The organism is Moraxella tetraodonis (assembly GCF_022359095.1).
GTDB classification, from domain to species: Bacteria; Pseudomonadota; Gammaproteobacteria; order Pseudomonadales; family Moraxellaceae; genus Faucicola; species Faucicola tetraodonis.
The window spans coordinates 130,933-155,652 of record NZ_JACSYB010000001.1 but is presented as its reverse complement, the minus strand read 5'-3'; the positions used below and the strand labels follow the sequence as shown (position 1 = coordinate 155,652).

General features: G+C 43.2%; 18 protein-coding genes, 3 tRNA genes and 3 rRNA genes. 7 read left to right on the top strand and 17 right to left on the bottom strand.

Annotated elements, in window-relative coordinates:
• Positions 1–19 precede the first annotated feature (19 nt).
• From H9W84_RS00695 to H9W84_RS00680, 4 genes are all read right to left on the bottom strand, one after another.
• Positions 20–490 carry a F0F1 ATP synthase subunit B gene (locus H9W84_RS00695; protein ID WP_239741248.1) on the bottom strand — a complete coding sequence of 157 codons (471 nt, stop codon included), beginning with the start codon at positions 488–490 and terminating at the stop codon, positions 20–22.
• Positions 491–569: 79 nt separating this feature from the next.
• Positions 570–812 (bottom strand): F0F1 ATP synthase subunit C, encoded by a 243-nt coding sequence (gene atpE / locus H9W84_RS00690; RefSeq protein WP_007115820.1) that lies wholly within the window; start codon positions 810–812, stop codon positions 570–572.
• 27 nt (positions 813–839) lie between these two features.
• A complete protein-coding gene (gene atpB / locus H9W84_RS00685) occupies positions 840–1,715 on the bottom strand; it encodes a F0F1 ATP synthase subunit A (RefSeq protein WP_219300284.1) in 876 nt (291 codons plus the stop codon).
• Positions 1,716–2,182: 467 nt separating this feature from the next.
• The gene (locus H9W84_RS00680; RefSeq protein WP_007115818.1) at positions 2,183–2,584 is read right to left on the bottom strand and encodes an ATP synthase subunit I; all 402 of its coding nucleotides are present in this window, start codon (positions 2,582–2,584) and stop codon (positions 2,183–2,185) included.
• 343 nt (positions 2,585–2,927) lie between these two features.
• Between H9W84_RS00680 and H9W84_RS00675 the strand changes: the two genes are divergently transcribed.
• The 4 genes from H9W84_RS00675 (at position 2,928) to gluQRS (ending at position 5,992) form a co-directional block, all read left to right on the top strand.
• Positions 2,928–3,380: a Fur family transcriptional regulator gene (locus H9W84_RS00675; protein ID WP_239741246.1), complete on the top strand. Its 453-nt coding sequence runs from the start codon at positions 2,928–2,930 to the stop codon at positions 3,378–3,380.
• Between the two features lie 166 nt (positions 3,381–3,546).
• Positions 3,547–4,374, top strand: coding sequence for a metallophosphoesterase (locus H9W84_RS00670; protein ID WP_219300288.1), 828 nt, complete (start codon positions 3,547–3,549; stop codon positions 4,372–4,374).
• A gap of 225 nt (positions 4,375–4,599) precedes the next feature.
• Positions 4,600–5,037, top strand: a complete 438-nt coding sequence (dksA, locus tag H9W84_RS00665) for an RNA polymerase-binding protein DksA (protein WP_007115815.1) — start codon at positions 4,600–4,602, stop codon at positions 5,035–5,037.
• Positions 5,030–5,992, top strand: a complete 963-nt coding sequence (gluQRS, locus tag H9W84_RS00660) for a tRNA glutamyl-Q(34) synthetase GluQRS (protein ID WP_095356430.1) — start codon at positions 5,030–5,032, stop codon at positions 5,990–5,992. The genes dksA and gluQRS overlap by 8 nt, the downstream gene beginning before the upstream one ends.
• Here gluQRS and ftsW read toward each other — a convergent pair.
• Both ftsW and murD read right to left on the bottom strand, forming a co-directional pair.
• Positions 5,989–7,197 carry a putative lipid II flippase FtsW gene (ftsW, locus tag H9W84_RS00655; protein ID WP_007115813.1) on the bottom strand — a complete coding sequence of 403 codons (1,209 nt, stop codon included), beginning with the start codon at positions 7,195–7,197 and terminating at the stop codon, positions 5,989–5,991. The two genes, gluQRS and ftsW, sit on opposite strands and share 4 nt — an antisense overlap.
• Positions 7,198–7,234: 37 nt before the next feature.
• A complete protein-coding gene (gene murD, locus H9W84_RS00650) occupies positions 7,235–8,620 on the bottom strand; it encodes a UDP-N-acetylmuramoyl-L-alanine--D-glutamate ligase (protein ID WP_239743574.1) in 1,386 nt (461 codons plus the stop codon).
• Between the two features lie 742 nt (positions 8,621–9,362).
• Between murD and H9W84_RS00645 the strand changes: the two genes are divergently transcribed.
• On the top strand, positions 9,363–9,701 hold the full coding sequence (locus H9W84_RS00645) for a P-II family nitrogen regulator (RefSeq protein ID WP_007115809.1): 339 nt from the start codon (positions 9,363–9,365) through the stop codon (positions 9,699–9,701).
• 122 nt (positions 9,702–9,823) lie between these two features.
• Complete coding sequence (locus H9W84_RS00640) at positions 9,824–11,149, top strand: ammonium transporter (RefSeq protein WP_099833311.1); 1,326 nt, start codon at positions 9,824–9,826, stop codon at positions 11,147–11,149.
• A 144-nt stretch (positions 11,150–11,293) separates the two neighbouring features.
• Here H9W84_RS00640 and H9W84_RS00635 read toward each other — a convergent pair whose 3' ends face one another.
• Both H9W84_RS00635 and H9W84_RS00630 read right to left on the bottom strand, forming a co-directional pair.
• The gene (locus tag H9W84_RS00635) at positions 11,294–11,668 is read right to left on the bottom strand and encodes a DUF2147 domain-containing protein (RefSeq protein ID WP_007115807.1); all 375 of its coding nucleotides are present in this window, start codon (positions 11,666–11,668) and stop codon (positions 11,294–11,296) included.
• Between the two features lie 256 nt (positions 11,669–11,924).
• Entirely contained in the window at positions 11,925–12,860 is a 936-nt protein-coding gene (locus H9W84_RS00630) for a DNA/RNA non-specific endonuclease (protein ID WP_239741244.1), read from the bottom strand.
• Positions 12,861–12,986: 126 nt separating this feature from the next.
• Here H9W84_RS00630 and H9W84_RS00625 point away from each other — a divergent pair.
• Positions 12,987–13,077: transfer RNA gene (locus H9W84_RS00625), tRNA-Ser, on the top strand.
• Between the two features lie 57 nt (positions 13,078–13,134).
• Here the strand turns inward: H9W84_RS00625 and H9W84_RS00620 are convergent.
• The 9 genes from H9W84_RS00620 to H9W84_RS00580 all read right to left on the bottom strand — a co-directional run bounded on the left by H9W84_RS00620 (position 13,135) and on the right by H9W84_RS00580 (position 24,720).
• Positions 13,135–15,231 carry a catalase gene (locus H9W84_RS00620; protein WP_239741243.1) on the bottom strand — a complete coding sequence of 699 codons (2,097 nt, stop codon included), beginning with the start codon at positions 15,229–15,231 and terminating at the stop codon, positions 13,135–13,137.
• 259 nt (positions 15,232–15,490) lie between these two features.
• Positions 15,491–15,604, bottom strand: a 5S ribosomal RNA gene (rrf, locus tag H9W84_RS00615).
• Positions 15,605–15,700: 96 nt separating this feature from the next.
• A 23S ribosomal RNA gene (locus H9W84_RS00610) occupies positions 15,701–18,559 on the bottom strand.
• Between the two features lie 298 nt (positions 18,560–18,857).
• Positions 18,858–18,933, bottom strand: a tRNA-Ala gene (locus tag H9W84_RS00605).
• Positions 18,934–19,018: 85 nt separating this feature from the next.
• Positions 19,019–19,095, bottom strand: a tRNA-Ile gene (locus tag H9W84_RS00600).
• A gap of 136 nt (positions 19,096–19,231) precedes the next feature.
• Positions 19,232–20,763, bottom strand: a 16S ribosomal RNA gene (locus H9W84_RS00595).
• Together the 16S, 23S and 5S rRNA genes with 2 tRNA genes alongside form the textbook arrangement of a ribosomal RNA operon.
• A gap of 446 nt (positions 20,764–21,209) precedes the next feature.
• Positions 21,210–23,132, bottom strand: a complete 1,923-nt coding sequence (gene dnaK, locus H9W84_RS00590; RefSeq protein WP_203171263.1) for a molecular chaperone DnaK — start codon at positions 23,130–23,132, stop codon at positions 21,210–21,212.
• 161 nt (positions 23,133–23,293) lie between these two features.
• Positions 23,294–23,875 (bottom strand): nucleotide exchange factor GrpE, encoded by a 582-nt coding sequence (grpE, locus tag H9W84_RS00585; RefSeq protein ID WP_096488251.1) that lies wholly within the window; start codon positions 23,873–23,875, stop codon positions 23,294–23,296.
• Positions 23,876–24,114: 239 nt separating this feature from the next.
• Entirely contained in the window at positions 24,115–24,720 is a 606-nt protein-coding gene (locus H9W84_RS00580; RefSeq protein ID WP_096488249.1) for an L-threonylcarbamoyladenylate synthase, read from the bottom strand.

Here is a 24,720-nt window from a genome sequence, read left to right as displayed (position 1 = left end):
CTCACTGTACGGTTGCTACTTATAACTTGGCTGCCAATTGGTTTAACATATTGGCATGAGTTTCTGGATTGACCTTTTCTTGTAAGATTTTTTCGGCACCGAGTACGGCAAGTTCTGCAACCTGCGCGCGTAAACCTTCACGGGCTTTATTAATTTCTTGATCAATTGCTTCACGCGCTTGCTGACGAATACGTTCGCCTTCCACTTGTGCTTGCACTCTGGCATCTTCAATCATTTGATTGGCGCTTTTGTTCGCTTGCTCAATGAGTGAAGCGGCTTTTGCTTTTGCTGCGATAAGCTCTTGCTCTGCAGCTTGTGATGCAGTTGCTAAGTCTGCTTTGGCTTTTTCGGCAGCATTTAGGCCATCTGCGATTTTACGTTGGCGATCCGAAATAGCAGCAACCAAAGGCGGCCACACAAACTTCATGCAAAACATCACGAAGATGGCGAATGCAATCGATTGTCCAATTAGGGTTGCATTGATATTCACTTAGAATCCCTCGTTAATTAAGTTTCTTCAATCCTTGTCCACATAAGATGATGTGGACATTGTACTGATAGTGTACCTATTAACCTGCTAAAGGATTTGCGAATAACAATAACATTGCAATACCAACACCGATCATCGGTACGGCGTCAAGAAGACCTGCCACGATGAACATACGAGTTTGCAATTGTGAACCTAGTTCTGGTTGACGAGCGACGCCCTCTAAGAATTTGCCACCTAAGATTGCAAAGCCAATACCTGTGCCTAGTGCACCTAAACCGATTAGCAAAGCAACGGCAAGAACGGTCATACCTTCTAGAGTCATTGATGTATCCTCATTACTGTTTTGAAATTAATGTTCAGTTTGTGATGCAAGGCTAAGATAGACAATGGTTAGCATCATGAAAACGAACGCTTGCAAAGTGATTACTAAAATGTGGAAGATTGCCCACGGTACTGATAACACCCATTGAATCCAAAATGGCATAAGGGCGATTAACACAAAAATTAATTCACCTGCATACATGTTACCAAAAAGTCGTAAGCCAAGTGAGATAGGTTTTGCGATTAGAGTTACAAACTCTAGGATAAAGTTCACTGGAATCAATAAGATTTTAGCGATTGGGTTTTTTGCGCTAAATGGATGAAGGGTTAATTCACCAATAAAACCGCCAAAACCTTTTTCTTTAATACTATAAAAAATGATCAGTGCAAATACTGAGAACGACATACCAAGCGTCACATTTGGGTCAGTACTTGGTACGACTTTCATGTAAACATGGTGTGGGTTATGTCCTAGCAAACCACCAATTTTTTGTGCAATTACAGGCAAATAATCAACTGGCAGAAGATCCATGAAGTTCATCAAGAAAATCCACACAAAAATTGTCAATGCCAATGGCGCAATAACTTTTGATGTGCCATGATAAGTATCACGAACGTTACTATCAACAAACTCCACAATCATTTCAATAAAAGCTTGCATTTTGCCGGGTACACCCGAGGTTGCTTTTTTTGCCACCATATAAAAAATGGCACAAAAAAGAACCCCTAAACCAATCGACCACAGCATTGAGTCTAAATGAATCGCATTAAAACCCATTTCAGAAGCTTGCTGTTTGGTTTCGGCAACTATCCAACCTTCTGTTGGGTGATTACCGAAAGTCCAGTTTGTCAAGTGGTGATTGATATACTCATTTGAAGTAATTTCTGCGTTTGCTTCTGCCATAATCTTAACTTCTTTTTTATATTGAGCCGATAATAGAGGGAGTTAGCGTCAGATATTTTGTCTAATCACAAAAATTTGTAACTTAACACTATAATCGTATCTAACTGAGCTGATGATACTCAATGAGAAGTGCAAACATGACGTCAAAGGCACATCGAGGCGTTTAAGCAATCTGCTTAACTAAGGTGATGAACCGTGAATAAACAACTTGTTTATCAACGTAATAATATAGGCTATCGACCTACTGTGTTTTGCTTGACTCAAATAAGTGGGTCATCAGTAAAACATATATGCAATTGCTTGAAAACTAATTCTTTTTAGCCAATTAGCGCTGAGCAATCGCACCTTCAAAAAATTTTCACTATATTAATTCAACTGTTACCTTTTTGTAAAGGATTAAATAGATTTATTTGTGATTTAGTTTAGGTTATTTCCAGGATTACGAGATAAATGTAAATAGCCTTTTTTTACCAAGGATTTCGGTAAGTGATAATGAGGTAACTCATTTGCAAAATTAAGTAGCCCGCGAATACCGCAATGGCGTTTAGCGGTTTTAACAGCAGAAAAATCAGTGCAAATCCAATAATGGTCAATACCCACTTTGCCATATGCGCTTGGTAAAAACGATGAACAATTTGACGACGCTGCTGATAGCCCGATTTGCTCAAGGAAATTTTAGCAAAGATGATTTGGCTCACCCACCCTAACACACTACCGGCTAGCAAATTTTTACTCACCACATACTGGCTATTGCCTTGCCAAACATCTAATACAATACCGATGGCAACTAGCCCAAGTATCAGCCAAGACTGCTTGTTGATGGATTGTTGGATAGATTGTGGGTCAAATGGCTTGGCTGGTTTTGACATAGCAAAATAAGGGCTAGCTGATTGTGGGCAGGAATAATAAAAGCAGTATAGCAGAATCTTGATTAAAAATTTGGCTAAAGGTTGTTTTATCTATGCTGACGTTAATCGCCAGTCATTATGAATAGTGTATTGTTAGACTTGTTATATTGTCGGGTATGTTTATAGCTGAATCGCTAATTTCTCAGACAAATTATGCGGTTTTCATGCTAAAGTAAGTTGAGAGTTATTAATGATTTTATGTGATATGACCCAACGTTCTATTCAATCAGCTGGAAGTTCTATTCAGTCAGCTAATAATTATGACGCAAATTGTCACCACCTATCTATATCTATGTCCATGTGTATGCAACAAATGACCGCCGAGCAGATTGAAGCACAGATTACTCAGATAAAACAAGATTGCCAAGCGCAAGGTTTACGTTTTACTGCGCTGCGAGAGCAGGTGTATCGTTTGATTCTACTTGCCGCTCAGCCCATTGGGGCGTATGAATTATTGGATTTACTGCAATCAGCGAGCGAAAAAGTCGTCGCACCGCCAACTGTATATCGTAGTTTAGAGTTTTTGCTCAGGCATGGCTTGGTTCATCAATTAAATTCCAGCAAGGCATTTTTTGCCTGCTCTCAGCCCACCGATCGCCATGTTGCCGCTTTTTTGGTCTGTCGATGCTGTGGTGAGGTACAAGAGTTTAGCCATCCATCTATCCAGACCATGCTAACTGAGGTTGAGCAATCGACCAATTTTGCCACCCAATCGAGTATTATTGAGCTTTCAGGTGTTTGTGAGCGCTGCCAATAGTTCCCTATTTTATCCAATTATTTGAATGAAGATAGGCTAAAAATTATTTTGCTATTGTGTTTGTCAATTATGAGTATTTGTGATATAAAACATGCCTTATTTAATTAACCGTTGTTTGATAAAGTTGTACTGCCACGATTACCGTCATTATTCTAAGGATAACTGAGTGACGTTACTGCCAAGTTCGATATCACAACACCATGCCGATTATTTTTCAATTATTGAATTAAGTGATCTGCATCTCTTTGATGACCCTAATAAGTTAATGAATGGTGTTAATACCGCAGACACATTTGAATCGGTATTATCCTTGGTTCGACAACAGCGCGATAATGTTGATTTGTTGGTACTGACGGGGGATTTATGTCAAGAACCTACTCAGCAAAATTATGACCGTTTATTTGCAGCCTTAGACGACATCAATATTCCTTTTGTAGCTATCCCGGGCAATCATGATGTGACCCTAGAGCTTGATCATCATCTACCTTTTGCCCAACGCCGTCATTTGCCAGTCAAAGCAGATTCTCGCCTGCAAACCCGCTATAGTATTGCCACCGATTATTGGGACTTATTGTTATTAGACTCTTCTTGTGAGGGGCACAGTCATGGGGAGTTTGATGAGCAGTCATTGCGGTGGCTAGCGCAGCAGTTAGCGAATGCCGATCGGCCTTGTGCAATTTTTTGTCATCATCCGATGGTATTAATCGATTCAGCATGGCTTGATAAGTACACTATAATAAATTCTGAGCGTTTTTGGGAAGTGGTAATGCCGTATCTAGACCGTATTAAGGCTATATTTGTCGGTCATATTCACCAAGAAATGCATAAGATTACTTATGGGACATCTGTGTTTGGCTGCCCATCGACCAGCCTACAGTTTAAACCCTTGTGTAAAGATTATACCATTGATGAAATTGCGCCTGGTTTACGTTGGATAAATTTATATAACAATGGGTTACTTGCAACTGGTATCAAAAGAACAGATACTATCTGACTAATTTTTCATGGTTGTTGAACTTATGTTCATAAACTTAATGTCGTGAAAGTTTGATTAGCTTGTTTATTAAGGTTTTAGCGTTTATTTTAGTTTGATTTCATATACTGGCGAATTGCAGTGTTTAAAGCGTTAATAACGCGATGTCATTGGCTTAAGTGCTGAACTCGTAATGAAATTGTAAACTTAAAATTGTATCACTATCGGTTTTTAAAGGAATTAGCTATGGCATCTGCCCAAAATGAACGTGAATTAAGCTTTACCCCATATCAGCCAGCGGCTGAAGAAGAATATATGAATGACGCACAACTTGCGCATTTTAGAAAAATTTTATTAGATTGGAAAGAGCAGTTAATTAGCGAAGCTGAATCAACCAAATCTTATATTCAAGATGAATCAACGGCGATGCCTGATATTAATGACCGCGCCACCCAAGAAGAAGAGTTTGCGTTGGCACTACGCACGCGTGACCGTGAGCGTAAACTGATTCGCAAGATTGATAAATCGATTGCCGAGATTGACAGTGGCGACTACGGTTTTTGTGAGACTTGCGGTGTAGAGATTGGTGTGCGTCGTTTAGAAGCCCGTCCAACCGCGACCCAATGTATCGACTGCAAAACCTTATCAGAGATTAAAGAAAAACAAGCATGGGGTCATGCTTAATTTATCAACGTCTCCTGTTATTGGTCGCTTTGCTCCCTCTCCGACGGGAGCTTTGCATTTGGGGTCACTGGTGACGGCTATTGCCAGTTACTGTATCGCTAAGCAGGCGCAAGGCAAGTGGCTAGTACGCATTGAAGATACTGATACGGAGCGCTGTCATCCAAAATTTAGCGATTTGATTTTAGCAGATTTGGATCGATTAGGCTTGCACTGGGATGGTAACGTTCGCTACCAGTCACAAAACCTAGACACGTATCACGCGTTATTGGATGAGCAACTAAAAGCAGTCAGTTATGGCTGTGATTGCAGTCGTAAATCCCTGCAAACTTATCAACTCGCCCACCCCAATACCCAATACCCTTATCCTAGAATCTGTGTCCATAAGCGGCTATCGCGCGATCATGCCATTCGCTTAGTGATGCCAGATAACCCAATGCTTTTTTTCGATCAGCTGCAAGGGGTGATTTCAGGCAATCCGCAACGAGAACAGGGTGATATTGTGGTCAGAAGACGGCGCATTGTGCGGTCTTGCTCAAATACGCCAACCGCCAACAAAGGCATGATTAATTACATGCTTGCAGTGGTAATTGATGACGCGCAACAAAGTGTCAATCAAATCGTGCGGGGTTTGGATATATTGCCATTGACGATACCGCAAATGGTGATTGCGGATTATTTAAATTTTCCCCCTAACCAACACTACTATCACTTACCCATTTTGGTGAATGCACACGGGCAAAAGCTGTCTAAACAAACGCTAGCAGAGCCGATTCAATCCTACCCTGCACCACAACTTATTAAGACCGCACTGCAATTATTACAACAGCCACCGGTTGATATGGATAAACCAACCACGATGCTTGAGCAGGCGGTTTGCCAATGGAATCATACGCCGCTGCAAGGCAAACAGCGTATAAAAGTCGATAGTTTACAAAATCTTTTGGCAACCCATTAATAATAACGACATTGATTGGCAGGAATCGTTGGGCTTTCTTTAATAATTCGCATCAACAATCCGACGATAATCAGATTAACTACCATAGAAGAACCCCCATAGCTAAAAAATGGCATGGTCAATCCTTTGGTAGGTAGCATCCCCATGGTCATGCCGGCGTTGACGAAAATTTGCCCAAAGAACAAAATCCCAACCCCAAACGCAAAGTAGCTTAAGCGTGTTTGGTGCCGTGCTAGCGCTTGGTAGCTAATGCGCATAACCGTAGTGACCAAAATAATTTGTAACACCAGTAAAAACGACACACCCACTAAGCCTAACTCTTCACCGGTAATCGCCAGTAAAAAGTCGGTATGCGCCTCCGGCAAATGGGAGAGTTTTTGGATACTTTCCCCATAACCGACACCAAACCACTCACCGCGGGCAAAGGCTACAATACTGCGACCTAGCTGATAGTCACTATTTTTCAAGTCATCAAACGGATCTAAAAACGAGGTTACCCGTTTTAGTCGGTAACTTGCCCCCATAATCGCCATGGTGCCCGCCAAAAACATGGCCCCCATGATGATAAAAAACTGGCGCATGGGTAAGCCGCCGACAAAAATCATCGCCGCAATACAGGTCGCAATAATCACCACCGAGCCAAAGTCAGGCTGCAACATGATAAATAAGATCAGCCCCATGGCTATCAGTGTTAGCCGCAAAAAGCCTTTCCAATGGTTACGAATCTCTTCCGATCGGCGCACTAGATAATCTGAGGTGTACAAAATCATCAACAATTTTGCCAGTTCAGAGGGCTGAAAATTGATACCACCCAATTCAATCCAGCGTTTACTGCCGTTAATCACTGACCCACCGATTAGGGTATAAATAATCAGCAAAAGACAAGCCAGCAGCGCATACATAATAAAATCTAAGCGAAACGTCTTGCGAAGCGGGATAAAATATACCAGTAAACCAAGAACTGCACCGATTCCCATGTACGCCAATTGGTGGTAAAAAAAGTAGAAATCACCCAGTTTTTTGGTTTGTGCAAAAGGTATTGACGCGGACGCCACCATCAACAGACTAAATACCATGATGGTTGCTACCGTGGTCAATAGCACCGAATTAATGGGCGGAATCCACTGGCGGCTTTTCTTAGCAGAAACACTGTTAGCTGAGAGGGATGAAGAAAGTGACGAAGAAGTCGAATGGGGCGCGGGCATAACACAACCTAAATATTAAAAATACACTAGCGAATGATTATTGGGGTTTGACTAAGCGTTGAAAAACTTGTCCACGTTCCACATAGCCACTAAACTGATCAAAACTTGCACAAGCAGGTGATAGCAATAATACGCCTAAAGCGGGGAATGTTGGCTGGTCTTGCCAAGCTTGATTGACCGCTTGTTCTAGGGTTTGGCATTTGGTTAACACAATCCCTGCAGGATTGTGAGCATCTAAACCCGCTGATGCCAAATCAGCCGCGATTTTATCGGCATCTTCTCCAATAAAGTATACCACTTGCGCATAATCCATCAAGGGTTTTGCCAGTTCAGCAAAGTTTTGACCTTTACCTTGCCCGCCCAAAATCACAGCGAGTTTTTTGCCTTTGGGCGCATATACTTTACCTAGCCCCAAAATTGCGGCGATGGTCGAGCCAATGTTAGTGCCTTTAGAGTCGTCAAAACAATCAAGCTGATGGGTAGTTGTGATAAATTCACAGCGATGTGGCAGCCCGACAAAGTTTTTTAATGTTGTTAACATACTCTCTAGCGGCAGACCTGCTAGTTCGCCAATTGCTAAGGCTGACAGCGCATTCATCAAGTTATGCTCACCTTTGATCGGCACGTCTTTTTCATTGAGCAACCGCTCACGACCCCGTGCTAACCAGATTTTACCATCGCTATCTTTTATCAATCCGTACTGATTCATATCAGGTGCGTTACTACCAAAGCTAATGGTGGGCATATCATCGGCTACCAACGGGCGACTAAGCAAGTCCTCGCGGTTAACCACAATGGATTGCACGCCTTGGAAAATTCGGTGTTTGGCTTGGTGATAGCCGAGCATATTGCCATGGCGATCTAGATGGTCAGGCGACATGTTAAGCACGGTGGCTACTTTGGCGGCTAAATTGGTAGTGGTCTGTAGTTGAAAACTGGATAACTCAAGCACCGCCATCTGTATGGGCTCAAGTAACAAATCAAGCGCGGGCGTTCCTAAGTTACCACCGACACCGACTTTAAACCCCGCATTTTTGACCATCTGGCCAACCAGGGTGGTGACAGTGCTTTTGGCATTAGAGCCGGTAATCGCAATAATCGGAATATCTCGCTGTTTAGCTACCTCATGGAACAATTGAATATCACTGACAATCGCGATTTTTTTCGCACGTGCGCCATCAAACACCGGCAAATAAGGGTCGATACCAGGACTGATGATAATGCGATCTGCCACTGCTAACAGTTCGCCATCTATTGCCCCAAACTTGGTCACTATATCAGTTGGCAAATGCTCGGCAAGTTTGGGCAGACCGGCATCGGTGACAGCTACGGGGTAGCCAAGCGCGTGTAAATAGTTGACTGCCGACAAGCCTGATTTGCCAAGTCCAACCACCACTTGTAAGCCATTGCCACGTTGAATCATGCTCGATGCTGATGGCATGCTTTGGTTGGTTGAAGCAGGTGAAACGGCTGATTGAGTGGCAGAGAGTTGGCTCACGAGAATTCCTTGTAACACTTAAACTTATAATACTTAAACTTGTAGCACTTAAATAAGGGTACCGCTAACTAAGGCAATAACAATACTTGCCGCATAAGCTAAAAAACGTTTTCTATCATACCATTTTATGACAAAAAGTTTTGCGATTAAATGTGAGTTTTCATGTTTTGTAGTGACCGCAATAAAAGGCGGTTTAAATGCTACGATTTTTGCGATGAAGATATACTTTTGATCTGTATTACTCAACAAATTTAACGATTTTAGGCAGTAAAATGCACTTTTTTGGTGCAATTATTTTGTTTTTATCGCCAATTATTAAAATAACTCTAAAAATTATCTACAAAATCGTTAATGGCGCCCAAATAACCTTTTTGGTGCAATAACTGATTTACATTAGAGGAATTTTTATTTTTTGGTTATAATAAAATTACGCTTTCTGTGTGATGGTCGCATTGAAACCACCAAAAAGTTTTTGCTTTATTTTCAATAGGTTGTATTTTTTACCCCCTTAAAAATAGGACATTTATGAAAGTTGGCATAGCTTTTGAATTATCGAAACTACCATTTTCAACATGCTTTACGAATGCTGTTTAGGGTAATCGCTATTAAGCCACTACAGCAGATAGTAACTAACCCAACCATAAGCGGCACTTAAAAGGAAATTATTATGAAATTAATTACGGCTATTTTAAAACCGTTCAAACTAGATGATGTACGTGAGTCACTCTCTGAGATTGGTGTTCAAGGTATCACTGTTACCGAAGTAAAAGGTTTTGGCCGTCAAAAAGGTCATACTGAATTGTATCGTGGTGCTGAGTATGTGGTTGATTTCTTACCGAAGGTTAAGTTAGAAATTGCGGTGACTGACGAAATGGTTGATGCAGCGATTGAAGCTATCACTCGCGTGGCTAGCACGGGCAAAATCGGTGATGGCAAAATCTTTGTATCACCATTAGAACAAGTGATTCGTATCCGTACTGGTGAAACAGGCGCTAATGCTATCTAACACTATCATGACTGTCGTTGTGGCAGGGCTTGTTAAATTTTAAAGTCGACCATCCTTTAAACATTAACGTAGACCTATCAAGCAGCTTAACGACTATCTCAAATAATTTTAAGGGGGTTACGATGAATGCCGTCATTACAAGGGCAGCTTTTGCCAAATTTTTACAGCCACTAGTATCTACTAAATCAATTTTATCGTTATTGTTGTTATCTCCATTGGTGGCTCATGCTGCTGACACGCCTACGCTAAATGCGGGCGACACCGCTTGGGTATTAATTTCGACTGCATTAGTGCTACTAATGACTATTCCAGGGTTGGCATTGTTTTACTCAGGCATGGTGCGCAAAAAGAATATTTTAGGGACAATGGCACACAGTTATGGTGCCACAGCATTAGTATCTATTGTTTGGATTGTGTTGGGTTATTCGCTGGCGTTTGGTAGCAGCGATTTTAATCAATTTGTTGGCGGTTTTGATAATGCATTGTTATCTAATATTGGGCTAGGTGATTTAACCGGTACCGTACCAACCCTGTTATTTGTCACTTTTCAAATGACCTTTGCCATTATCACTGTGGCAATCTTAGCAGGCTCAATTGCTGAACGTATTAAATTCAGTAGCTTTATGGTGTTTACTGCCCTTTGGGTATTATTGGTGTATGCACCGATTTGCCACTGGGTTTGGGGCGGCGGCTGGTTGATGGCAGATGGTGCGCTAGACTTTGCAGGCGGTACGGTCGTGCACATTAATGCCGGTGTGGCAGGTATTGTGTTGGCGGCTGTTCTAGGTAAACGTAATGGCTATAACCGTGACCCAATGGCACCTTCAAACTTGGCTTTAACCTTAATTGGTACGGGTTTGATTTGGGTAGGTTGGTTTGGCTTCAATGGCGGTAGTGCGTTAGCGGCAAATGCATTGGCAGGTAATGCCCTACTCGTCACGCAAGTAGCGGCAGCGGCAGGGGCATTAACTTGGTTTGCCATCGAAAAATTAGTCCGTGGTAAAGCCTCTGTACTGGGCGGTGCATCAGGTGCAGTAGCAGGTCTAGTCGGTATTACCCCAGCGGCAGGTTTTGTGACGGTAGCAGGCGCATTAGCGATTGGTATCATCACCTCATTGGTTTGCTTTTATGCAGTCAACTATCTCAAACGTCTGTTAAAAATCGATGATAGCTTGGATGCGTTTGGATTGCATGGCGTTGGTGGCATCGTCGGTGCCATATTGACAGGTGTCTTTGTGAGTCCTGCTATCACTGGCAAACCACTGGCTTTATCGACTATGGGTCAAGTGTGGGTGCAATTAGAAGGCGTGTTCGCGGTTATCATCTACTGCGCGATTGTGACTTTCATTATTGCCAAAGTGATTCAATTAACCATGGGCTTACGTGTCACTGATGAAGATGAATACACCGGTCTTGACTTAGCCGTACATGGCGAACGTATCGAATAGACAAAGAATGATAAACATAGGCTGATTCAATCAGCCTATTTTTTTATATAAGCATACTAAAAGACTCTACAAAACTTGCGATTGGACAAATAAAAAAGCTAGATAGTCATATCTAGCTTTTTTGAGATTTCAAATCAGTAACGATTATTTAATTTTTTTCCAAGTTTGGCTGCCTTTGACTGGAACAGATAAAGTCAAGGTTGAACCGCTTAATGAAATATCTGCACCTAACCCAAAGCCCCAACGTGGGTCTTTGGCTTTACCTGAATATTTGCCATTACCCGCTGCTTTAACGCCTGTTAACACAGTTTTACCAACAAAAGATTTTGCTTTTTCAGTATTGCCCGCAACGATTTTACCGGTGAAAGTAGCACCTGTTTGTGAGATTTGAACTTGCGCTTTTGGTTGATTGTCTTCATAAGTTTGCCAGGTACCCACGATTGGATCGGCAGCCATAGCAGCAACACTTAAAGTAGAAAGAGCAACACCAACGCTGATTGATTTAAGAGAAATTTTCATAACAGTTCCTTCTGTAGCGCACTGCAAAAAGTAAGGGAAGTGAGATGCAGTGCCATTGACAATCATTATAGCCAAAATGGTTTTGAGGTAAAGATATTTTTTAATACACAAAAGTTACTAATAGTTTTCTATATCGTTACAGGGCAAAATTTCTAGTTTTTTATATAATAAATAATTGATTTATAAATAATTATTTTTTTCAAAAATCCCAAAAGCTTAAACTGACTAATCAGTCATTTGTGTATAATTACCATTTTTAGGACTTAAATAGGCTGATTATCCATTCAAAAATAGTCAAGACTAAATTAACTAAGACTAATAAAATTTGCTGGTTATCAGGTTCTGATTTTTTGGGGTTTTTGTTTTCTGTAGTGCTCGAATAGTCATCGATAGGCAGCGTCATTGCCGTTTTTTGTACCTTCCCTGACAACCCTGGCATAGCATCCACGCCTATTCTTACCGCAAGTTCATCTAGACTAATGATTTCCACTCGCTGACTATCATCATTAGGTGCAAAATAGACCCCTGCTTGTTGTAGACTTGGAATATAAATCGCTTTATATAGATGACTGGGTACTAATATATTATTATTAATTTTCTTAACCCGGTTACTGATAAAAGCTACCCCTGTCACCACATAGATACGATTGTGTTTGATCGCTAGGTAACGAGTACGGGACTCAATGTCTCGCCAAGTGCTACGATTATTGACGGGATTTTGCGGTACAATGTTGGCAAGGCTAAAGCTGTCATATTGTGATTCAAGCGTACTCATATCTGCATTGGGCGCCAAATGTCCACGATCATAAGGTACGTTACGATAATCAGCTAAATAGCCTTTAAGCCGATTAGGCAGCTGACTTTCTTCGTGAAAATTATCAACCCTAGATAGTTCACTCGCTTTTTCAATACGCGCTCGCGTCAAATACTCCGCTGACCACAAGGCGGTTTTACTCAGTGACGAATACCCCACAGCAAAGCCATTTAGACATAGATAATAAATCTCAATTGGTTGATTTGAGAGTGGCTGTGGACTTTGTTGGTTAGCATAGGTATTGCCACATTGATTGAGGTGCTGTTTGCGATAATCTAAAGAGCTGCTTGAATGTGCCCATAAGGGCAATAAGGATAAAGCTATCACTACCAAGCTCTGTGACAGTGATTTGTGTGAAAAACGCTGATAACCACTCATACGCTATAAAATACCAACTCTAGCCATTGATGAAAATTGATTAATTATACATGACATTTGGCATTATTTTGGGTAAAATAGGCGTCCGTTTTGCGATTACCTATATTTTGGAGTTGCAACTCGATTGGAAACGTGGCTGAGTGGTCGAAAGCGCACGCCTGGAAAGTGTGTATACGTTAATAGCGTATCGAGGGTTCGAATCCCTCCGTTTCCGCCAAATAAACAAAAAGCTAGCTTATTATTAAGCTAGCTTTTTTGTTGCGGGGTTGATGAATTACGCTAAATCACGCACATTAGGTTCACGATCCCATTCACGCGATTTGGCCTTCTCGATAAAGGTCTCTATTTCCTTTAAAGCCACCACACTGGCATCTTTCTCAATATGCTGGGGAATCAGAATAAATTCATCCGTCGCACCACAATAAGCAATCGCTTTTAGATGGGCGTGCGCGTCTTTAAACCACGCAATCGCCTCACTCACTTTGGCTAGTTTTTTCGCTTGCTCTGGCATAATGATACTAACGATTGCATCAAACAAGACAGAAGGTGAACCCGCCAATTGACCGTCAGCCGCAATGGTTTCACCATTGTTTAACGTAATACTAATTTTTGGCGCTACAATAAAGGGGGTTGCCTTTGCTGCTGTAATCGCTGCTTTATATTTTTCAAGCATTTCTGCATTTGAATCATCTGCAACTAAAATAGCCACTTTACGACCTTCAAGCGTTGGCTTGGCTTTGCCAATCAACTGCAAAGCCGGCGATAATGGCAAATCTTGCACTGGAACCGTTGGCTCAATCGGTTTTGGCACTGATTTCATCCCTAAACCATCAGCAACGCGTTTACCCAATGTTTCATCAACCGTTAGCAGCTGGGCAACCATGCGCTCACGGATATAGGGTGTCTCAACTTTAGAAAGCTCAAACACAATCGCTGAAGCGATATGCGCCTGCTCAATAGGGGTTTGACTACGATAGAACATACGCGGCTGACTATAAAAGTCTGCAAAGCTTTCTGCACGGATACGACCTTTAACCGCATCGTTATTTTGAGTTAAATCATCTGTAAATGATTTAAACCCAATTGACGGATTTTCACGCGGTTTTTCTGGTTCCAAACTTTGTGGTTCATAAGCGACGCGACCTTTAGGAATTTGCATCTGCATATGGCCATCACGCTGCATATTATGGAATGGACATTTTGGCGCATTAATTGGTAGCTGGGCAAAATTTGGTGAGCCCAAACGTGACAACTGGGTATCTAGGTAACTAAATAAACGACCTTGTAGCAACGGATCATTACTAAAGTCGATACCTGGTACGATGTTTGCTGGGCAGAAAGCCACTTGCTCTGTTTCCGCAAAGAAGTTATCGGGATAACGGTTTAATACCATTTTACCTACGATTTCAACAGGAACTAATTCTTCTGGAATTAATTTGGTTGCATCCAAATGATCAAATGGGAATTTTTCTGCTTGTTCTTGGGTAAAGATCTGCACACCAAAGTCCCAAACAACTTCGTCACCATTTTCAAACAAAGTTTCAAATAGATCACGACGATGATAGTCTGGATCAGCACCGGCAACTTTCACGGCCTCATCCCACACATGTGATTGAAGCTGCAAACGTGGACGCCAGTGATAACGGAAGAATACACTTTCGCCTTGGGCATTAATAAAGCGATAGCTATGGATACCAAAGCCTTCAATCATGCGTAAACTGCGAGGAATAGCGCGATCACTCATCGCCCATAGGTAGTTATGTAGGGTTTCAGGGTTTAACGAGATAAAATCATAAAAGGTATCATGCGCTGATGCCGCTTGTGGGAAACCACGATCAGGCTCCATTTTTACAGCATGAATAATATCGGGAAATTTAATCGCATCTTGAATAAAGAACACAGGGGTATTATTACCCACTAAATCCCAGTTACCTTCCTCTGTATAGATTTTGACGGCAAAACCGCGAATATCACGCGGCGTATCAATCGATCCCGCACCACCGGCTACCGTTGAAAAACGAGCAAATAATGGGGTTTGTTTGCCCACCTCTGTTAATACCTTAGCTGTAGTAAATTGCTCTAATGATTTAGTTAATTCAAAATAACCATGGGCTGCCGTACCACGAGCATGTACAACACGCTCAGGAATACGTTCATGGTCAAAATGGGTAATTTTCTCGCGTAAAATAAAATCTTCCAGCAATACAGGCCCCCGGCGACCTGCCTTTAGCGAATTCTGATTATCTGCAATAACAATACCTTGCTGCGTAGTTAAATTGGTTGAATTATTATCAGCCTGCTGATGAGTTTCACCAGCATTGCCTTGCTGAACATTCATATTTGGCTCTGGTTTAACGGGCTTTTGTGTCATTTTTTATCCTAGATATTTAATTATATTTGTAATTTTTTAGAAAACATCAAATGTTCACCTAAGGTTAAAAAAGGATCGACATTGATGTAATCAGTATATAGGATTCAAAAATTTACAGTGTGAAAATGCGTAAAGCTATGTAACAAATAGGTTATTAATGCAGCATATAAAAAGAATAAAACTAACATCATAATACTGCATGTTATTTTGACAATAAAAACACCCCCTTACTAATGTAAGGGGGTGTTTTGGAATAGGGAGCTGACGATGACCTACTCTCACATGGGCGAACCACACTACCATTGGCGCATTGGAGTTTCACTTCTGAGTTCGGGAAGGGATCAGGTGGGACCTCCAAGCTATTATCGTCAGCAAAGGGGGATAGAGGAATGAGTTATTAAAAGTAAAGTATCAGCTATATCAAGCGAGGTGAATATCGTTATTACCTACAAAGCCATTTAGGCGTTGTATAGTCAAGCCAAACGAGCAATTAGTATTGGTTAGCTACACATATCACTATGCTTCCACACCCAACCTATCAACGTCGTAGTCTACAACGGCTCTTTAGGGAAATCTAATCTTAAGGTGGGCTTCCCGCTTAGATGCTTTCAGCGGTTATCCCATCCGAACATAGCTACTCGGCAATGCGACTGGCGTCACAACCGAAACACCAGAGGTTCGTCCACTCTGGTCCTCTCGTACTAGGAGCAGATCCTCTCAAATTTCCAACGCCCACGGTAGATAGGGACCGAACTGTCTCACGACGTTCTAAACCCAGCTCGCGTACCTCTTTAAATGGCGAACAGCCATACCCTTGGGACCTGCTTCAGCCCCAGGATGAGATGAGCCGACATCGAGGTGCCAAACACCGCCGTCGATATGAACTCTTGGGCGGTATCAGCCTGTTATCCCCAGAGTACCTTTTATCCGTTGAGCGATGGCCCTTCCATACAGAACCACCGGATCACTAAGACCTACTTTCGTATCTGCTCGACTTGTGGGTCTCGCAGTTAAGCGCGCTTTTGCCTTTATACTCTTCGAACGATTTCCGACCGTTCTGAGCGCACCTTCGTACTCCTCCGTTACTCTTTAGGAGGAGACCGCCCCAGTCAAACTACCCACCATACATTGTCCTCAGCTCTGTTAAGCTTGAGTTAGAACCCCAACATTACCAGGGTGGTATTTCAAGGATGGCTCCACAGACACTGGCGTGCCTGCTTCAAAGCCTCCCACCTATCCTACACAGGTAAGGTCAAAGTTCAATGTAAAGCTGTAGTAAAGGTTCACGGGGTCTTTCCGTCTAGCCGCGGGTACACAGCATCTTCACTGCGATTTCGATTTCACTGAGTCTCTGCTGGAGACAGCGCCGCCATCATTATGCCATTCGTGCAGGTCGGAACTTACCCGACAAGGAATTTCGCTACCTTAGGACCGTTATAGTTACGGCCGCCGTTTACTGGGGCTTCGATCAAGAGCTTCGCTTACGCTAACCCCATCAATTAACCTTCCAGCACCGGGCAGGCATCACACCCTATACGTCCACTTTCGTGTTTGCAGAGTGCTGTGTTTTTAATAAACAGTTGCAGCGGCCTGGTATCTGCGACTGCCAATAGCTTTGTAGTGCGTGACTACTCACCATCGGCAGCGTACCTTCTCCCGAAGTTACGGTACCATTTTGCCTAGTTCCTTCAGCAGAGTTCTCTCAAGCGCCTTGGTATTCTCTACCTGACCACCTGTGTCGGTTTCGGGTACGATTTCTTTATGACTATCGCTTAGAAGCTTTTCCTGGAAGCAGGGTATTTGCCACTTCGCTGTACAAGTACAGCTTGCTATCAGATCTCATTAATAGTCTAGCGGATTTGCCTACTAAACCTAACTACATCCTTCCACTTGGACAACCATCGCCAAGCTGGCATAACCTTCTCCGTCCCTCCATCGCATCATAAACAAGTATCGGAATATTAACCGATTTCCCATCGACTACGCCTTTCGGCCTCGCCTTAGGGGTCGACTCACCCAGCCCCGATTAACGTTGGACTGGAACCCTTGGTCTTCCGGCGAACGGGCTTTTCACCCGTTTTGTCGTTACTCACGTCAGCATTCGCTCTTGTGATACCTCCAGCATGCTTTACAACACACCTTCACAGGCTTACACAATGCTCCCCTACCACTTAATTGAAACAATTAAATCCGCAGCTTCGGCTCCTAGTTTGAGCCCCGTTACATCTTCCGCGCAGGCCGACTCGACTAGTGAGCTATTACGCTTTCTTTAAAGGATGGCTGCTTCTAAGCCAACCTCCTAGCTGTCTGTGCCTTCCCACATCGTTTCCCACTTAACTAGGAATTTGGGGCCTTAGCTGGCGGTCTGGGTTGTTTCCCTCTTGACGACGGACGTTAGCACCCGCCGTCTGTCTCCCGGATATCACTCATCGGTATTCGGAGTTTGCATCGGTTTGGTAAGTCGGGATGACCCCCTAGCCGAAACAGTGCTCTACCCCCAATGGTGTTCGTCCGAGGCGCTACCTAAATAGCTTTCGGGGAGAACCAGCTATCACCGAGTTTGATTAGCCTTTCACCCCTATCCACAAGTCATCCCCTGGCTTTTCAACGACAGTGGGTTCGGTCCTCCGGTAACTGTTACGTCACTTTCAACCTGCTCATGGATAGATCACTCGGTTTCGGGTCTATACCCTGCAACTAGACGCCCTATTAAGACTCGGTTTCCCTACGGCTCCCCTATTCGGTTAACCTTGCTACAGAATATAAGTCGCTGACCCATTATACAAAAGGTACGCCGTCACGGAACATGTCCGCTCCGACTGCTTGTATGCACACGGTTTCAGGTTCTATTTCACTCCCCTCACAGGGGTTCTTTTCGCCTTTCCCTCACGGTACTGGTTCACTATCGGTCAGTCAGGAGTATTTAGCCTTGGAGGATGGTCCCCCCATCTTCAGACAGAATTTCTCGTGTTCCGCCCTACTTAATATGCTTCTTATAACCTTTCGAGTACGGGATTATCACCCTCTACGATTGACCTTTCCAAGTCATTCCTCTAAATTATAATCAGTCGGCTCCTCCCCGTTCGCTCGCCGCTACTAGGGGAATCTCTATTGATGTCTTTTCCTCGGGTTACTGAGATGTTTCACTTCTCCCGGTTTGCCTCGTAAATAAATTTACGATACCTGTCTTATGACAAGTGGGTTTCCCCATTCAGATATCGCCGGATCACAGGATATTGCCGCCTCCCCGACGCTTTTCGCAGGCTGTCACGTCTTTCATCGCCTCTGACTGCCAAGGCATCCACCATGTGCACTTCATTACTTGACTATACAACCCTAAAGGGTCGTATAGGTAATGGTAACGATCTTCACCTATGTTTACGCTTGATTCAGTTCTCTTTACTTTTAAGTAATCAGTTATTCCAATCATTTCTTTGGGTCTGATTGGCTGATTACTAAGGTTAATTATCTTCGTTGGAACTTGATAATTAACCCAGACTCATTTCTCTATGTTGTTATTGAATTATCAGACCCTCGTCAGGTCGTGATTTCTGATAAAACAGATTGAAGTAATCTCTTAATACTTACTAAATTACTCTGTCTGCTTTATTACGTTAAGCTAATTATGGTGGAGCCAAGGAGAGTCGAACTCCTGACCTCCTGCGTGCAAGGCAGGCGCTCTACCAACTGAGCTATGGCCCCTGAGCAAGGATCAGCAAAGCATCGCTTTGCCCGAGCGCAAGAGAATTTACGAAGTAAATTCTAAAGCATTTAACCTCTGGTTAAATGGTGGGTCTAATAAGACTTGAACTTATGACCCCTGCCTTATCAAGGCAGTGCTCTAACCAACTGAGCTATAGACCCTGAACGAGGATTAGCAAAGCATCGCTTTGCCCGAGTGCAAGAGAATTTACGAAGTAAATTCTAAAGCCGTAACCCTCGAATTAGCTTATTTATACACAAGAACAACTTGCTGTGAATTCTCACTTAGTGCTTTAGTTAAGGAGGTGATCCAGCCGCAGGTTCCCCTACGGCTACCTTGTTACGACTTCACCCCAGTCATCGACCACACCGTGGTAAGCGCCCTCTTGCGTTAGGCTACCTACTTCTGGTGCAATAGACTCCCATGGTGTGACGGGCGGTGTGTACAAGGCCCGGGAACGTATTCACCGCAGCATTCTGATCTGCGATTACTAGCGATTCCGACTTCATGGAGTCGAGTTGCAGACTCCAATCCGGACTACGATAGGCTTTTTGAGATTAGCATCACATCGCTGTGTAGCAACCCTCTGTACCTACCATTGTAGCACGTGTGTAGCCCTGGTCGTAAGGGCCATGATGACTTGACGTCGTCCCCGCCTTCCTCCAGTTTGTCACTGGCAGTATCCTTAAAGTTCCCGGCTTAACCCGCTGGCAAATAAGGAAAAGGGTTGCGCTCGTTGCGGGACTTAACCCAACATCTCACGACACGAGCTGACGACAGCCATGCAGCACCTGTATGTGAATTCCCGAAGGCACTCCCGCATCTCTGCAGGATTCTCACTATGTCAAGACCAGGTAAGGTTCTTCGCGTTGCATCGAATTAAACCACATGCTCCACCGCTTGTGCGGGCCCCCGTCAATTCATTTGAGTTTTAACCTTGCGGCCGTACTCCCCAGGCGGTCTACTTATCGCGTTAACTGCGCCACTAAAGTCTCAAGGACCCCAACGGCTAGTAGACATCGTTTACGGCGTGGACTACCAGGGTATCTAATCCTGTTTGCTACCCACGCTTTCGAATCTCAGTGTCAATATTATGCCAGGAAGCTGCCTTCGCCATCGGTATTCCTCCAGATCTCTACGCATTTCACCGCTACACCTGGAATTCTACTTCCCTCTCACATATTCTAGCACCACCAGTATCACATGCAGTTCCCAGGTTAAGCCCGGGGATTTCACATGTGACTTAATGAGCCACCTACACTCGCTTTACGCCCAGTAATTCCGATTAACGCTCGCACCCTCTGTATTACCGCGGCTGCTGGCACAGAGTTAGCCGGTGCTTATTCTGCAGGTAACGTCTAATCTAATGGGTATTAACCATTAGCCTCTCCTCCCTGCTTAAAGTGCTTTACAACCAAAAGGCCTTCTTCACACACGCGGCATGGCTGGATCAGGGTTGCCCCCATTGTCCAATATTCCCCACTGCTGCCTCCCGTAGGAGTCCGGACCGTGTCTCAGTTCCGGTGTGACTGATCATCCTCTCAGACCAGTTACAGATCGTCGCCTTGGTGGGCCTTTACCCCACCAACTAGCTAATCTGATTTAGGCTCATCTAATAGCAAGAGCTTGCGCCCCCTTTCACCCGTAGGTCGTATGCGGTATTAATTCGAGTTTCCCCGAGCTATCCCCCACTACTAGGCAGATTCCTAAATGTTACTCACCCGTCCGCCACTAATCATATCTAGCAAGCTAGATAATCATCGTTCGACTTGCATGTGTTAAGCCTGCCGCCAGCGTTCAATCTGAGCCATGATCAAACTCTTCAGTTTAATCTTTCTATATCTTAATATCCACTTGCGCAGTTATTAAGTTATTAATTTGTTGACTCAATTATTTATACTGTCTTTGCTCAAATAAACTTACGAGTATCTTCACTGTGACAATACAATTAATTAAAGTCTTAATTTTATCGCCCTAAGTGAAAATCCACACAAGTTGTTCTTGTGTTCGTTGTTATTTAGTGTACCAAAGATATCGTCTATCATATAGTGAGCTTGATATTGTAATACGTTTTGTTTTACGCTGTCAAGCTTTATTTAATTCTTGCTAAGCTTCGTAATTTGTTTTACTTGTTTGTAAACTCTTCGTCGCTCAGTGGTGGCGTATTATACGTGAATCTAAATGGGTGTCAACACCTTTTTCTTAAAATTTTTAAATAAAATAAAAATACCGCCTTGCGGCGGTATTTTTATTGATGCTCTAATCAGTAAATTGATTATTTGTTGTCATCTTTTACTTCGGTGAATTCTGCATCGACAACCCCATCATCTTGCTGGGTTTGTTGTGGCTGTGCATCACCCGTTTCTGCAGTAGCGCCTGCGTCAGCGTAGATTTTTTGACTAACCGGTAAGAAGGCATTGTCTAGGGCTTCAAGTTTTGACTTGATGTCTTCTAGATTATCTTCTTTGACAGCCAATTCTAGCGCTTTGATAGCTTCTTCTACTGCGGTTTTGTCGCTATCGGTTACTTTGTCAGCCGCATCTTTCATGGCTTTTTGCACGCCATGAATACGACCATCTGCTTCGTTACGTACTTGCGCAAGTTCAGCAAATTTGGCATCTTCAGCGGCATTAGCTTCAGCATCACGAATCATCTGCTCAATTTCAGCATCTGATAGACCTGAATCGGCTTTAATTTGGATACTTTGTGCTTTACCAGTCCCTTTGTCTTTAGCTGAGATATTCATGATGCCATCAGCGTTGATGTCAAAGGTAACTTCAATTTGCGGTACGCCACGCGGTGCGGGTGGAATATCGGTCAAATCGAAACGTCCAAGCAATTTGTTTTGTGCGGCAATTTTACGCTCACCTTGGTAGACCTGAATAGTTACTGCTGGTTGGTTGTCATCCGCTGTAGAGAACACTTGTGATTTCTTGGTTGGAATCATGGTGTTTTTCTCGATGATTGGCGTCAACACACCGCCCATGGTTTCGATGCCTAGGGTTAACGGTGTCACATCAAGCAGTAGTACGTCAGTTTTGTCACCAGACAGTACCGCACCTTGAATCGCTGCACCCATCGCTACGGCTTCATCAGGGTTCACATCTTTACGAGGTTCTTTACCAAAGAATTCTTGAACACGCTGTTGCACCAGTGGCATACGGCTTTGACCACCCACCAAGATAACGTCATCAATATCAGACGCTTTTAAGCCCGCGTCGCTCAGTGCGATTTTACAAGGCTCAATGGTACGGTTGACAAGCGCTTCAGTTAAGCTTTCTAACTTGGCACGGGTTACGTTTACCACTAAGTGTTTTGGACCTGTGGCATCGGCAGTGATATACGGTAAGTTAATATCGGTGCTTTGCGAGCTTGAAAGTTCGATTTTCGCTTTCTCTGCCGCTTCTTTTAGGCGCTGCATTGCTAGCGGGTCACCTTTTAGGTTCACACTGTTTTCTTTTTTGAATTCTTCAACCAAATAGTCGATTAAGGTTAAGTCAAAGTCTTCACCGCCTAAGAAGGTGTCACCATTGGTTGAAAGCACTTCAAATTGTTGCTCGCCATCAACGTCTGCGATTTCGATGATTGAAATATCGAAAGTACCACCACCTAAGTCATAAACTGCAATCTTACGGTCTGCCCCGCCTTTTTTGTCCATGCCGTAAGCTAAGGCTGCCGCTGTAGGTTCGTTGATGATACGTTTGACATCAAGACCGGCGATTTTACCTGCGTCTTTAGTGGCTTGACGTTGGCTATCATTAAAATAAGCAGGTACCGTTACTACCGCTTCGGTGACGTTTTCACCCAGATAATCTTCTGCAGTTTTTTTCATTTTTTTCAAAACTTCAGCAGAAATTTGAGGTGGTGCTAATTTTTTATTGTTGATATCAACCCAGGCATCGCCATTGTCAGCTTTGACAATTTTGTATGGCACCATGCCGATGTCTTTTTGCACGACTTTGTCTTCAAACTTACGACCAATTAAACGCTTGATAGCAAATAAGGTATTTTGTGGGTTGGTTACCGCTTGGCGTTTGGCTGATTGACCGACTAGGATTTCGCCGTCATCTTTATAAGCAACGATAGATGGGGTAGTGCGTGCACCTTCAGCATTGTCGATAACTTTAACTTTGTCACCTTCCATCACTGCAACACATGAGTTGGTTGTACCTAAGTCAATACCAATAATTTTAGCCATGATTAAATTCTCCAATTTTTATTTTGATGGTAAGTGGTGATGAGCACCACGTTGTCTTGTATTTTTATATCGGTTTAACGATGGTTTTTTTCAAGCAGTTAGCAAAAGTTTTTTGCTACACTTGTTACCAATCGGTCAATCCGTTGTTGACTGCTTGCCTACTAGCTGCCCACGCGAACCATGGCTGGGCGCAATAAACGCTCATTTAGCGTATAACCTTTTTGTAGTACTTGACCGACTTGGTTGGCGCTTGCCTCTGGGTCGATACCCACGGCTTCATGCAGGTCAGCATTGAATGTTTCGCCTTGTGGATCGACCACTTTTACGCCGTATCTTTCTAGCACCGTAAGCAGCGATTTGTGGGTAAGTTTGACGCCTTCAAGCACGGGATCATTGTCAGATTGGCTACTTTCAATTGCACGTTCAAGGTTATCCACGGTTTCTAATAGGTCTTTGGCAAACTTTTCTAAGGCAAATTTTTTGGTTTTTTCGGTTTCTTGCTCCATGCGGTTGCGCGCATTGTAGGCTTCAGCATTGGCACGGGCATGGGCTTCTTTGGCTTCTTTGACTTGACCTTCAAGCTCGGCAATACGCTGCTCGTAAGTGCTCAAATTAATGTCGCTAGGAATGGTTTTTTGCTCGTTACTTGGCTCAAACTGTTCCATGGCATCTTTTAACTCCGTTGAGACGGCGTCAGTTTGATTTTGCGGTTGCGTATTTTGGTTGTTATCAGCTGAATTCATCAATCATCACTCCTATTATCAAAGTAACCGTCACCAAGGTAACAGTTACACATTAAAACAGTTAAAGTTATTGGCTTTGATAATGGTGAATCTCTTTGATTTCAAGAGTGATTCGCATTATTTGCGGGTCAAAATGACGTTTTTCCTATGAAATCCACACTAAATTTGCGTATTTATGAAATTAGGGATTAAAAATCGCTAGAAACATGGTTAAAAACAACATTGCTAAAAACAAGGCATTAAGCGCGTACTTGTTGTTGGGTTAATGCATCAAAAATCTGGCTAGGTCGAACAAATCCAAGGGTGTCGCCAAGTAAATAACCGATGGCATCACCAAAGTAATGATAAGCAGCCGCGAAATCAGTAGCAGGTGTTAGCCCCGATAGGTTACAACTTGTGGATACCAAAAATCCAAACGGGTTATTGTTGTCTGCGTGTGCGATGTGATTGCAAAGTTCGGCAATCATCGGATGGCTAATCACTCGTATGGCTAAGCTATCTCGCCCACCTGTGACCCACTCGGGGATTTTGCCTTGCAATGATGCAGGAATCGGTAACAACCAAGTGGTGGCTTGTGCATCGCTAGACTGCCAACTTGCCGCAATGCTATCGACTACTTGCTGTGGTAACGGCTGTAAGAATGGCTGAATATGGGCGATATCGCCTGTGATAACAATCATACCTTTTTCGATTGGACGTTGTTTAATCGCTAAAATCTGTTTCACTGCGGTTTCGTTAAATGGGTCACAGCCGATTCCCCACACCGCTTCGGTTGGATAAGCGAGCAGATTGCCGGCTTGTAGAAATTGCTGAACTGCATCGAGCTGGGTGTCATTAAATTGCAT

Bases quoted from the DNA above. Each gene is read 5' to 3' on its own strand.
- dnaK (WP_203171263.1), bottom strand. From the start codon at position 23,132: ATGGCTAAAATTATTGGTATTGACTTAGGTACAACCAACTCATGTGTT.
- gluQRS (WP_095356430.1), top strand. From the start codon at position 5,030: ATGCTTAATTTATCAACGTCTCCTGTTATTGGTCGCTTTGCTCCCTCT.
- H9W84_RS00680 (WP_007115818.1), bottom strand. From the start codon at position 2,584: ATGTCAAAACCAGCCAAGCCATTTGACCCACAATCTATCCAACAATCC.
- H9W84_RS00675 (WP_239741246.1), top strand. From the start codon at position 2,928: ATGCAACAAATGACCGCCGAGCAGATTGAAGCACAGATTACTCAGATA.
- murD (WP_239743574.1), bottom strand. From the start codon at position 8,620: ATGATTCAACGTGGCAATGGCTTACAAGTGGTGGTTGGACTTGGCAAA.
- H9W84_RS00580 (WP_096488249.1), bottom strand. From the start codon at position 24,720: ATGCAATTTAATGACACCCAGCTCGATGCAGTTCAGCAATTTCTACAA.
- grpE (WP_096488251.1), bottom strand. From the start codon at position 23,875: ATGAATTCAGCTGATAACAACCAAAATACGCAACCGCAAAATCAAACT.
- H9W84_RS00645 (WP_007115809.1), top strand. From the start codon at position 9,363: ATGAAATTAATTACGGCTATTTTAAAACCGTTCAAACTAGATGATGTA.
- ftsW (WP_007115813.1), bottom strand. From the start codon at position 7,197: ATGCCCGCGCCCCATTCGACTTCTTCGTCACTTTCTTCATCCCTCTCA.
- atpE (WP_007115820.1), bottom strand. From the start codon at position 812: ATGACTCTAGAAGGTATGACCGTTCTTGCCGTTGCTTTGCTAATCGGT.
- H9W84_RS00640 (WP_099833311.1), top strand. From the start codon at position 9,824: ATGAATGCCGTCATTACAAGGGCAGCTTTTGCCAAATTTTTACAGCCA.
- H9W84_RS00635 (WP_007115807.1), bottom strand. From the start codon at position 11,668: ATGAAAATTTCTCTTAAATCAATCAGCGTTGGTGTTGCTCTTTCTACT.
- H9W84_RS00630 (WP_239741244.1), bottom strand. From the start codon at position 12,860: ATGAGTGGTTATCAGCGTTTTTCACACAAATCACTGTCACAGAGCTTG.
- dksA (WP_007115815.1), top strand. From the start codon at position 4,600: ATGGCATCTGCCCAAAATGAACGTGAATTAAGCTTTACCCCATATCAG.
- H9W84_RS00620 (WP_239741243.1), bottom strand. From the start codon at position 15,231: ATGACACAAAAGCCCGTTAAACCAGAGCCAAATATGAATGTTCAGCAA.
- atpB (WP_219300284.1), bottom strand. From the start codon at position 1,715: ATGGCAGAAGCAAACGCAGAAATTACTTCAAATGAGTATATCAATCAC.